The following is a 10,255-nucleotide window of genomic DNA, read 5'->3' on the forward strand; positions in this document are numbered from 1 at the left end:
TAGTTTTTGTATAGACAAGACAAGGGATTGTTCACGCGGCCGGGGCCAGCAGGCAGAGCGCGAGCAGCATCAGGCAGAGCTCGCTGCAGATCTGCATGGCGCCCAGCACGTCTCCGGTCTGCCCGCCCAGCCGCGCCCGTGCGAGGCGGGCGAGCCCGAAGGACAGCGCCGCCGCGGCGAGGGCACCAAGGGCCATCGCCCAGCCGCCGGGCTGGAACAGCGGCAGTGCCATCAGCGGCAGGGCAGCTGCGGCGGTGCGGGCCGAGGGCCGTCCGGCCGAGGCCGCCAGCCCCCCGGGCCGCGCATGCGGCAGCCCCGCCATCGCCCAGGCCATGATGCCCCGGGACACCATCTGCGCCGCCAGATACAGCCCCCAGCCGGCTGCCCCGAGCGGCAGGGCGAGCATCAGCGCCTGCCAGCGCAGACCCATGAAAAGGACCAGCCCCAGCACGCCATAGGCGCCGATCCGGCTGTCCTTCATGATCTCCAGCCGCCGCCTGCGGGTCCAGCCGCCCCAGATGCCGTCGGCGCAATCTGCCAGCCCGTCCTCGTGCATCGCGCCGGTGACGAAGACCTGCGCCAGCAGCACCAGGCCCGCCGCCGCGCCCGGGGCCAGCCCGGCGGCCTGCGCCGCCCAGCCCGCGCCGCCCGCGATCAGCGCGACGGCGGTTCCGGCCAGGGGCCAGGCCCAGGCCGCCGCGGCGCCGCGTGTTAGCGCGAACGCGGTGTTGACCTTCACCGGCAAGCGCGTCAGCAAGCCGAGGGCGGCAGGAATGTCGCGGAGATCGAAAAGCGGTCCGGGGCGGGCAGGCATGGCACGTCCTTGGCTGGAACAGGCGGAAGGCAGGGCATCCATGTTCAAGACCATCGAGGAATTCAAGGCGCAGTTCGCACGCTTTCCCGAGGCGGATGCAACGGCCCGCGCCGCGGCACAGGCGCGCAACGCCTCGCTGACCAAGCCCGAGGGCGCGCTCGGCCAGCTCGAGGACCTCGCGCTCTGGTACGCCTCCTGGCGCGGCGATGCCCGGCCGAAGCTGGACAAGGTGCAGATCGCCATCTTCGCGGGCAATCACGGCGTCGCCGCCAAGGGCGTTTCGGCCTTCCCGGCCGAAGTCACCGTGCAGATGGTCGCAAATTACGAGGCCGGGGGCGCGGCGATCAACCAGCTGGCGCGCGCCGCGGGGGCCGATCTGACCGTGCATGCGCTGGATCTCGACCGGCCGACCGGCGACATCACCGAAGGCCCGGCGATGACCGATGGGGAGCTCTGCGAGGCGCTCTCGGCAGGCTGGAGCGCGGTCGATCCGGACGCGGACCTGTTCGTCGCGGGCGAGATGGGCATCGGCAACACCACCATCGCCGCGGTGCTGGCGGCGGCCTTCTACGGCGGCGGGGCAGGAACCTGGGTCGGGCGCGGCACCGGTGTCGACGAGGGCGGCCTGTCGCGCAAGGCAGCGGCGGTGGAGGCGGCGCTCGACCTGCATGCCGAGGCGATCGAGGCGGGCGATCCGGTGGAGATCCTGCGCCGTCTCGGCGGCCGCGAAGTGGCGGCGATGACCGGTGCCTATGCCCGGGCGCGGATGCTGCGCATCCCGGTGATCCTCGACGGCTTCATCTCCTGCGCGGCGGCCTCGGTTCTGTCCCAGGCGGTGTTCGGCGGGCTCGACCACGCGATGGCGGGGCATTGCTCGGCGGAATCGGCGCATCTGCGGCTGCTCAACGCGCTCGGCATGGAACCGCTGCTGCGGCTCGGGCTGCGGCTCGGCGAGGGCACCGGTGCGGCAGTGGCGATTCCGCTCCTGCGCGCGGCGGTGGCCTGCCATTCCGGCATGGCAAGCTTCGGCGAGGCCGGTGTTTCCGGCAGGGACTGAGCCCGGCGCGGTCACTCCCGGCCGCCGGCGGCGCGCCAGGCGGACCGGAGCGCGGGCAGCAGCGCGGCTTCATCGATGGCGTCGAGCGTGACGGTTGTCGCCCCGCGCGCGCCCCACTTGTTCGGCACGGGGGCGAAGGCCCCGGGCAGCAGCGCGCACCAGTGTTCCTGCTCTTCGGGCGACAGGAACAGGTTGGCGCTGGCCCGGTCGGGGGCGAGCGTGGCGAAGCCCTTGCGCACCCGGTAGGCGGTGCGGTCGAAATGCGGCCGGGCCTCCGCCCCCGGCAGCGACAGGGCGAGCGCGGCGAACTCCTCCCCGGTCACCGGCTCAGCCGCCTTCCGCGCGGCGCATCTCGGCGGTCTCGATCTCCTCGCCGAGCGTGGTGACCATGGCGGTCTCCATTTCCTTGTTCAGTTCCTTGGCGCGCTGCACGTAGCTTTCGTTCTGCGCCACCGGCACGCCCGGCTTCCAGACTTCGGCCAGCTCCAGCATGGCGCGGCGGTCATGCTTGTAGAATGCGCGCTCGGCCTCGGCCGCCTCGTATTCGCTGAGCCCCATGTTCTCCAGCACGTAGCGCGCGGCCCGCAGGCTGGAGTCGAACATCTCGCGCACGATGTCGTCCGCCCCGGCCTGGTAGAGCTCGTAGACATGCACCCGGTCATAGGCGCGGGCGACGATATGCAGGTCGGGCCGCTCCTTGCGGGCATAGGCGACGATCCGCGTCGAGGCGTCCTTGTCGTCCATCGCGACCACCAGCACCTTCGCCTTGGCCAGGCCCGCGGCATGCAGCAGCTCGGGGCGGGTGGGGTCGCCGAGGAAGCTCTTGAAGCCGAAGCGGCGCATCAGCCGGATGGTGGACAGGTCGTGGTCCAGCACCACCGCGCGGAAGCCCGACATCTGGATCATCCGGTTCACCACCTGGCCGAAGCGGCCGATCCCGGCGATGATGATCGGACCCTGCTCGGTGATCTCGTCGGCTTTCGGTGCCTCGCTCTTGTCCTCGGCCAGCCGGGCAGAGACGAACTCGTAGAGGATGAAGAACAGCGGCGTCAGCATCATCGACAGCGCGATGATGAGGTAGAGCACGGGACCCAGATCGCCCGGCACCACGTCCTGCTGCAGCGCGAAGCCGATCAGCACGAAGCCGAATTCCCCCGCCTGCGCCAGCCCCAGGGTGAACAGCCAGCGGTCGCGGCGGCGCAGCTTGAACAGCCAGGCCAGCGCGAAGAGCACCAGCCCCTTGATCGCCATCACCGCGAGGGTCAGGGCGGCGATCCGCGCCGGTTCGGCCATCAGCATGTCGACATCGATGCCCGCGCCGACGGTGATGAAGAACAGCCCCAGCAGCAGTCCCTTGAAGGGCGCGATGTCGCTTTCCAGCTCGTGGCGGAATTCGGAACTGGCCAGCACCACGCCCGCAAGGAAGGTGCCGAGCGCGGGCGACAGCCCCACCATGCTCATCAGGAAGGCGATGCTCATTACGATCAGCAGCGCCAGCGCGGTGTTCAGCTCGCGCAGCCGGGCGTTGTGGATATAGGCGAAGATCGGCCGGATCAGGTAGAGCCCGGCCAGAACGATGCCCGCGACGATGCCCAGCGTCAGCAGCGTGACGCCCCAGCCGGGCAGGCGGTCGACCATCGCCGCCAGCGCCTCGGCATGCTCGTTCGTCGCCATGTCCTCGAGCGCGCTGCCGCCGCCGCTGCCGCCTGCGCCAACCATGGTGGAATTGCCGTCGGCCGCGCTCAGCATGGGCATGGCCAGAAGCGGCAGGAAGGCCAGCATCGGGATGACCGCGATGTCCTGGGTGAGCAGCACCGAGAAGCTGGAGCGTCCGCCCGCGGTCTGCATCAGGCCCTTTTCCGACAGGGTCTGCAGCACGATCGCGGTGGAGGACAGCGAGAAGGCCAGCCCGATCGCCAGCGCCGGGCGCCAGTCGAGCCCCAGCGCCATCGAGGCGCCCATGATCAGCGCGGCCGAGCCCGCCACCTGCAGCCCGCCGAGGCCCAGCAGCCGGTGGCGCATGTCCCACAGCGCCCGCGGCTCCAGTTCCAGTCCGATCAGGAACAGCATCATCACCACGCCGAATTCGGCGAAATGCTGCAGCTCGCCGACCTCGTTGCCGACCAGCCCCAGCAGCGGGCCGATGCAGAGCCCGGCGGCGAGATAGCCCAGAACCGATCCCAGGCCCAGCCGCGCGGCAAGCGGCACCGCCACGACGGCAGCGGTCAGGTAAAGCGTGGCCTGAAAGAGAAAGCTCTCCATGACGGTATCGGGGCTCCGTAAATTCTGGAACAAGTATAGGATGGCGGCCCCCCGAGGGGGGCGGAAATCATGTTGCCGCGGCATGATGGCATGGCGGGCGGCGCGGCGGAAGCGGCGGCGGGCGGGCTCAGCCGCTCGGCATGCTCAGGATCTCGTTGCGGCCCTTCTTCTGGTAGCGCAGCTCGCCCTGGCCGATGGCCACGACCTTGCCGCCGTCCAGCCGGTCGCCGACCGAGACGTTGACCACGTCGCCATTGGGCATGCGCACCAGCGCGCGCAGGTCGCCGGGCTTGCCGAAGGTGCCGAGCAGGTTCACCCGGCGCAGGTTCATCTCGTTGCCGTCGGTGGCGCGGCGGGCGACATTGCCCGGGGCCTCCTGCGGCGTGGTGTCGGGCGCGCGGACCGCGGCCGGGGTGGCCTTGGGCGGCGCCTCGGCCTTGGCCGCGGGGCGGGTCAGCACCGCTGCGGTGGAGGCCTTCGCCGCAGCGGCGGCGGCACTCTGGGCGCTGGCCACCTGGGCGGCATGCGAGCGCGACTGCAGGTCGCCGGGCCGCGGCGCCGGACGGGCGGTGCCCGGCTCGGCGGTCAGTGCGGGCAGCATCGGCGGCGGCGGCGAGCGTTCGGCAAAGAGCGCGACCGCCACCATGGCCGCCTGGGGCGACCGCTGCGCCGGGCGCAGCCTTGCCAGCTCCGACACGGTGCGCCCGCCAAGCTGCTGGCGCTCGTAGCGCTCGGCCATGTCGGCGGGGCGCTTGCGCGGATGCGCGCCGGGCGCGGCCGCATCGGCATCGGCCAGCCGCGTCACGGTCTCGGCCTCGGGATCGGGTGCCGGGCGCGGCCCCGGCGCGGCGGCGGGCAGGCCGGTCTTCACCAGGTAGCCGCCGGGCGCGAGGTTGCCGCCGTCGCTCGGCCGCACGAAGCCCGCCGCATCGGTCTGGCTGCGGTCCTGGTCGGGCCGCGGCGGCGGGGTCATGGCGAGCGGCAGGATCCGGGCCGGGTCGGGCGGCACCTGGTTCAGCGCCAGCGCATCGACCTGGGCGACGATGTCGACGCCGGGCTGTGCCAGGTCGTCCGAGGACCAGCCGCCGAGCCTCGAGATCGAGGCCGGGTCGACCGAGACGAAGCCGCCGGACAGGTCGGGGGCATCGCCCTCCGCAGCTGCCGGGGCAGGTTCCGCCGCGGCATCCGCGCCGGCCGCGGCCTCGTCGAACAGCATCGCTTCCTCGCCGTAGCTTTCGGCGCCCTCGAATCCGCCGGGATCGGCCTCGGCCAGGGTGCCATCCGGCATCTCCGGCGCGCCGTATTCGGGCAGCGGCTGGGCCGGGGCGGTCAGGGCGGCCAGCTCGGCATCGGGCATGCCGCCGCCGGGCAGGTAGAAGGCCGCGGCCGCGAGCGCGGCGCAGAGCCCGCCGACCAGCAGGCCGGGCAGCAGCAGGCCCGCGGCGCGGCTGCCGCGGCCGGGGCGCGGCGGCGCCTGGCGCGGCGCGTCGATCGCGGCTGTGGTGCGCGCGGCCCGCTGGGCGGGCGACAGGCCGCCATCCTCTTCCCCGGCCTCCTGCTGGGCATGGGCGACCGGCAGGCTGCTGTCCAGGGTGACGATGTTGCCCGGATGCGGTGCCGCAACCGTGTCCCGGCCATCCGGTGCGGTGGGCGCCCCGGCAAGGCCGAACCAGGCGGTGCCCTGGAAATGGCAGCTTGGCTCGGGCAGGGCGGCGATGCCGACCGGATGGAAGCCATGGGCGGAGCAGAACTCCTCGACCTCCTCCATGGTCTCGAGCGCGATCACCGCGATGTCGATGCCAGCGCCGCTGCGCCGCCAGTCGGCGCGCAGCCGGGAGACCTCGAAGGGCGTGGCGCCTTCGAGCGCGCGGCGGATATGGGCGGCGACCTGGGCGGGATTGCCGCCGACCCCGTCATTGCCGAGCCGCTTCCACAGGACCTGGTCGGCAGGCACGCAGAGCAGCGTGTCGAGCCCCTCGGTCTCCGAGAAGCTCTCGGCGATGCGGCGCAGCACCGCCATCTGCAGCCCGAGATCGCGGCCTGCGATCGAGACGCGCCCGAGACGCTGCCAGCCATCGTCGATGCTGACATAGAGGACCACCTCTTCGGTGGACAGGGACAGAGCCAGGTTCGGTCGCATGTATCCGCTCTTTAACCTGCTTTTCGTCAGGTCTTGGTTTTCCTCACGTATAGCATGTTCAGGTATGTCGACACTATATGCGGTAAACACTGCATTGACGGATTTTCCGGGGAGGCAAGAAAAATGCGGCAGGTATTGGCGGTGGCCCTGGCCGGGGCGATGGCGCTTCCGGCGGCGGCGTGGAGCCAGGGGCAGGCGGAGCTGACCGTGACGGGGACCGGCGAGATCCAGGTGCTGCCCGACATGGCGACGGTCACGCTGGGCGTCGAGGAGCAGGGGCAGACCGCGGAAGAGGCCGTGGCGGCGGCCTCCGCCAAGATCGCTGCGGTTCTGGACACGCTGTCGGCGGCGGGCGTGGCGCCCGAGGACGTGCAGACGGCGGGCCTGACGCTGAACCCGGTCTACGAAACCCCGCGCAACGACGTGAACCGGCCGCCCCGCATCCTCGGCTTCGAGGCCGGGAACACGCTGCGCGTGACGGTGCGCCAGCTTGGCGGGCTGGGGGCGATCCTCGACGGCGTGGTGCAGCAGGGGGCGAACAATTTCCGCGGGCTGTCCTTCGGGCTGCAGGACCCGGCCATGGCGGAGGATGACGCCCGCAAGGAGGCGGTGACCGATGCGCTGGCCAAGGCGGCGGTGATCGCCGGGGCGGCGGGCGGCAGCCGCGGCGCGATCCTGTCGATCGAGGAGGCCGGTTCGGGCAACATGCGCCCGGAATTCAGCGCGCGGCTCGCCATGTCCGACGGCGCGATGCCGGTGGCGCCGGGCTCGCTGACGGTGACCGAACGGGTCACCATCGTCTTCGCGCTGGAGCAGTAGGCGGGCAGGGGCCGCAGGGCGCGGCCCCGTTTCCGGGTCAGGCGGTGGCGGCGGCCAGAGCCTGGTCGAGATCGGCGATCAGGTCCTTGGGATCCTCGATCCCGATCGAGACCCGCACCATGTCGGGCGCGGCGCCGGCGGCGACCTGCTGTTCTTCGGAAAGCTGCCGGTGGGTGGTCGAGGCGGAATGGATGATCAGCGAGCGCGTGTCGCCGAGGTTGGCGACATGGCTGAACAGCTTCAGGCTGTCTACCAGCTTCACGCAGGCCTCGTAGCCGCCTTTCAGCCCGAAGGTGAAGAGCGCGCCCGCGCCCTCCGGGCAGATCCGCTCCACGCGGCTGTGATAGGGCGAACTTTCCAGCCCGGCATAGGTCACCCGCGCGATCCTCGGGTCGTTTTCCAGCCAGCTCGCGATGATGCGGGCATTCTCGACATGCTTCTGCATCCTGAGCGACAGCGTCTCGATCCCCAGCAGCGTGTAATGCGCTGCCTGCGGGTTCATCGTCATGCCGAGGTCCCGCAGGCCGATGGCGATCGAGTGGAAGGTGAAGGCCATCGGCCCGAGCGTGCCGAAGGTCAGCCCGTGATAGGCCGGTTCCGGCTGCGAGAAGCTGGGGAACTTGTCCGAGGCCGACCAGTCGAAGGTGCCGCTGTCGACCACCGCGCCGCCGGTGACCGTGCCGTTGCCGGTCAGGTATTTCGTGGTCGAATGGACGACGATGGTCGCGCCGTGCTCGAACGGGCGGCACAGATAGGGCGTGGCCGAGGTGTTGTCGACGATCAGCGGCAGGCCCGCCTTCGCCGCAACCGCCGACACGGCGTCGAGATCGGTGATGTAGCCGCCGGGATTGGCGATCGACTCGCAGAACACGGCGCGGGTGTCGCCGTCGATGGCGTCCTCGAGCGCCGAGAGATCGTCGAAATCGACGAATTTCGCGGACCAGCCGAAGCGCTTGATGGTCTGGCTGAACTGCGTGACCGTGCCGCCGTAGAGCCGGGTCGAGGCCACCACGTTGCGTCCCGGCGCCATCAGCGGGAACAGGGCCATGATCTGCGCCGCGTGGCCCGAGGAGCAGCAGATCCCGCCCGCGCCGCCTTCCAGCGCGGTGATCCGCGCCGCCAGCGCCGAGACCGTCGGATTGGTCAGCCGCGAGTAGATGTAGCCGATCTCCTCGAGGTTGAAGAGCTTGGCGGCGTGCTCGGCATCGCGGAACTTGTAGGCGGTGGTCTGGTAGATCGGCGTCTGGATCGCGCCGGTCGCCGGATCGGGTGCGGTCCCGGCATGGACCTGCAGCGTGTCGAAGCCGTAATCGGGTGCGTCGGTCATCTTGTCCTCCCTCTGTGGGCCAAGGCTTAGGGCATCGGGGGGGCTGTTGCCAACGGGCTTTGCGGCTGCGTCGGGCGGTCGCATCTTGGCTCTTGCGCGAAGCGGGGTCTTCGTGGAACTCTCGGCCATATCAGATGCTTCGGGAGGGTTCATGCGACGGCATCTCTTGCGTTTCGCCGCGATTCTGCTGGGTGTCTGCCTTCCCGTCCTCGGTCTTGCCGATTGCACGCTGCCGGAAATGCGCACCGGCGAGCGGCCGCCGGGCGAAGGCCCGACCGCGGTCGAGATCAGCTTCGTGGTCGCGGATTTCCTCGGCGTGAACGACGCCGACCAGAATATCGATGTCGACCTGCGGATGATCATGGAATGGACCGATCCGCGGCTCGCGGGGCTCGAGGGCTGCCGCTACGGCGTGGCCGAAGTCTGGTTTCCGCCGCTGGTGCTGGGAAATTCCGCTTCCCTGCGCGAGGGGCTGCGGATCACGCGCAACCAGGTCGAGGTCGAGGCGGGCGGCCGGGTCCGCTACGTCCAGCGCTACACCGGCTGGATCTCCTCCTATCACCGGCTGGAGCGCTTCCCCTTCGACCGGCAGAACTTCGAGATCCGCATCGTCCCGCCCGATCTCGGCCCGGACGAGCTGGTGCTGTCCCCCTCGGCAGAGCCCACGCGCATCGCCGAGCGGCTGAACGTCGAAGGCTGGGAGGTCGAGGGAGTGACGCTGACCTCGCAGGTCCGCCAGCTCGCCGCGCTCGACGGTCCGGCCAGCGTGCTGGCGCTGACCATCACAGCGAAGCGCGAGGCGACCTACTATATCTACCGGGTGCTGCTGCCGCTCAGCTTCGTGGTGGCGATGTCCTGGTCGATCTTCTGGGGCGCGCCGGAGCGCTTCGAGTTCCGCATCGGGCTGGGGGCGACGGCGATGCTGACGGCAATTGCGTTCTCGCTGTCGATTGCCGGGCAGCTGCCGACGCTGGGCTATCTGACGGTGATGGACAAGATGCTGATCTGGGCGGTGGGGCTGGTGTTCCTGTCGATGGCCGAGTCGCTGGTGGCCTGGCTCGTCAACAAGGGCGGCGAGGGCCGCGCCCCGGACAAGCCCGCCGCAAGGCGCCTCGACCGCGCCTCCCGCTACGTCTTCCCGCTGCTGCTGTTCGGAGGCTGGGCCGCGATCTTCGCGCTTTAGGCGGGGTTGGCTCGTGCGACGGCGTCGAGGATCTCCTGCCTGAGTTGGGTGTCCGTTTCGTGGCGTTGTTGGACAGATCAGCTGGCGACCGCAGTCCCCCTTTCCCCGGACATACCTATTCTGCGGCCACGGTCATCGGGATGCCGAGCGCCGTGAAGCGGTTGAGGAATGAGCGGCAAGCGCCATTGGTCCGAGCGCAGCCGCGAATGCGCGGATCTGGACCTCGGCCACCTGGCGGTCGAAGTCCCGCGACATCAGCCGCTGGCCGAGCTGCTTCACGCAGTTCATTTTCGTTTCCACCCTGCTCCGCCGGTGGTACCCAACCCAGTTCCGCCAGAGCGCCCGGCCCAGGTGCTTCGATGCCCGCAGGATCTCGTTGCGCGCCCGGGCGCCTGCCGTGTCCGGCTTCCATGGCCTAGCGGTCCGCCTCGGCGGAATGACCGCCGCCGCGCCGCAGGCCGCAATGGCATCATGGCAAGCGCGCGTGTCCTAGGCGCCGTCGGCCGTCACCGTGGCGATCTCCTCCTCCGCCGGAATCTGGGCGAGCAGTTCAGGCAGCATCGGCGCATCGCCAACATTGCCGGAGGTGACCTCGACAGCCCGGATCTCCATCGTTTCCTCGTCAATGCCAAGGTGGATCTTGCGCATGAGCG

Annotated in this window: 8 protein-coding genes and 1 pseudogene; 3 read left to right on the top strand and 6 right to left on the bottom strand. The window is 70.5% G+C overall.

The features are described from left to right. Positions 1-31: 31 nt before the first annotated feature. On the bottom strand, positions 32-814 hold the full coding sequence (locus tag HCC78_RS08805; protein WP_172328386.1) for an adenosylcobinamide-GDP ribazoletransferase: 783 nt from the start codon (positions 812-814) through the stop codon (positions 32-34). 40 nt (positions 815-854) lie between these two features. On the opposite strand from HCC78_RS08805, the gene cobT reads away from it, so the two are divergent. Then, the gene (cobT, locus tag HCC78_RS08810) at positions 855-1,871 is read left to right on the top strand and encodes a nicotinate-nucleotide--dimethylbenzimidazole phosphoribosyltransferase (protein ID WP_172328387.1); all 1,017 of its coding nucleotides are present in this window, start codon (positions 855-857) and stop codon (positions 1,869-1,871) included. Positions 1,872-1,882: 11 nt separating this feature from the next. Here the strand turns inward: cobT and HCC78_RS08815 are convergent, their stop codons facing one another. From HCC78_RS08815 to HCC78_RS08825, 3 genes are all read right to left on the bottom strand, one after another. Then, a complete protein-coding gene (locus HCC78_RS08815; protein WP_172328388.1) occupies positions 1,883-2,194 on the bottom strand; it encodes an MmcQ/YjbR family DNA-binding protein in 312 nt (103 codons plus the stop codon). A gap of 4 nt (positions 2,195-2,198) precedes the next feature. Beyond that, positions 2,199-4,133 carry a cation:proton antiporter gene (locus HCC78_RS08820; protein ID WP_172328389.1) on the bottom strand — a complete coding sequence of 645 codons (1,935 nt, stop codon included), beginning with the start codon at positions 4,131-4,133 and terminating at the stop codon, positions 2,199-2,201. Positions 4,134-4,260: 127 nt separating this feature from the next. Beyond that, positions 4,261-6,273 (bottom strand): hypothetical protein, encoded by a 2,013-nt coding sequence (locus tag HCC78_RS08825; protein ID WP_172328390.1) that lies wholly within the window; start codon positions 6,271-6,273, stop codon positions 4,261-4,263. Between the two features lie 123 nt (positions 6,274-6,396). On the opposite strand from HCC78_RS08825, the gene HCC78_RS08830 reads away from it, so the two are divergent. Continuing rightward, on the top strand, positions 6,397-7,092 hold the full coding sequence (locus HCC78_RS08830) for an SIMPL domain-containing protein (RefSeq protein WP_172328391.1): 696 nt from the start codon (positions 6,397-6,399) through the stop codon (positions 7,090-7,092). 37 nt (positions 7,093-7,129) lie between these two features. Here the strand turns inward: HCC78_RS08830 and HCC78_RS08835 are convergent, their stop codons facing one another. Then, positions 7,130-8,419 carry an O-acetylhomoserine aminocarboxypropyltransferase/cysteine synthase family protein gene (locus HCC78_RS08835; protein WP_172328392.1) on the bottom strand — a complete coding sequence of 430 codons (1,290 nt, stop codon included), beginning with the start codon at positions 8,417-8,419 and terminating at the stop codon, positions 7,130-7,132. Positions 8,420-8,570: 151 nt separating this feature from the next. Here HCC78_RS08835 and HCC78_RS08840 point away from each other — a divergent pair, with 151 nt between their 5' ends. Further along, on the top strand, positions 8,571-9,602 hold the full coding sequence (locus HCC78_RS08840) for a hypothetical protein (protein WP_172328393.1): 1,032 nt from the start codon (positions 8,571-8,573) through the stop codon (positions 9,600-9,602). 115 nt (positions 9,603-9,717) lie between these two features. Here HCC78_RS08840 and HCC78_RS08845 read toward each other — a convergent pair. After that, positions 9,718-10,255 (bottom strand): annotated as a pseudogene (locus tag HCC78_RS08845) (IS5 family transposase); the annotation flags it as partial.

The sequence above is a fragment of the Mangrovicoccus sp. HB161399 genome (assembly GCF_013184745.1).
Classification (GTDB): domain Bacteria; phylum Pseudomonadota; class Alphaproteobacteria; order Rhodobacterales; family Rhodobacteraceae; genus Mangrovicoccus.

Bases quoted from the DNA above. Each gene is read 5' to 3' on its own strand.
- HCC78_RS08805 (WP_172328386.1), bottom strand. From the start codon at position 814: ATGCCTGCCCGCCCCGGACCGCTTTTCGATCTCCGCGACATTCCTGCC.
- cobT (WP_172328387.1), top strand. From the start codon at position 855: ATGTTCAAGACCATCGAGGAATTCAAGGCGCAGTTCGCACGCTTTCCC.
- HCC78_RS08820 (WP_172328389.1), bottom strand. From the start codon at position 4,133: ATGGAGAGCTTTCTCTTTCAGGCCACGCTTTACCTGACCGCTGCCGTC.
- HCC78_RS08825 (WP_172328390.1), bottom strand. From the start codon at position 6,273: ATGCGACCGAACCTGGCTCTGTCCCTGTCCACCGAAGAGGTGGTCCTC.
- HCC78_RS08830 (WP_172328391.1), top strand. From the start codon at position 6,397: ATGCGGCAGGTATTGGCGGTGGCCCTGGCCGGGGCGATGGCGCTTCCG.
- HCC78_RS08835 (WP_172328392.1), bottom strand. From the start codon at position 8,419: ATGACCGACGCACCCGATTACGGCTTCGACACGCTGCAGGTCCATGCC.
- HCC78_RS08840 (WP_172328393.1), top strand. From the start codon at position 8,571: ATGCGACGGCATCTCTTGCGTTTCGCCGCGATTCTGCTGGGTGTCTGC.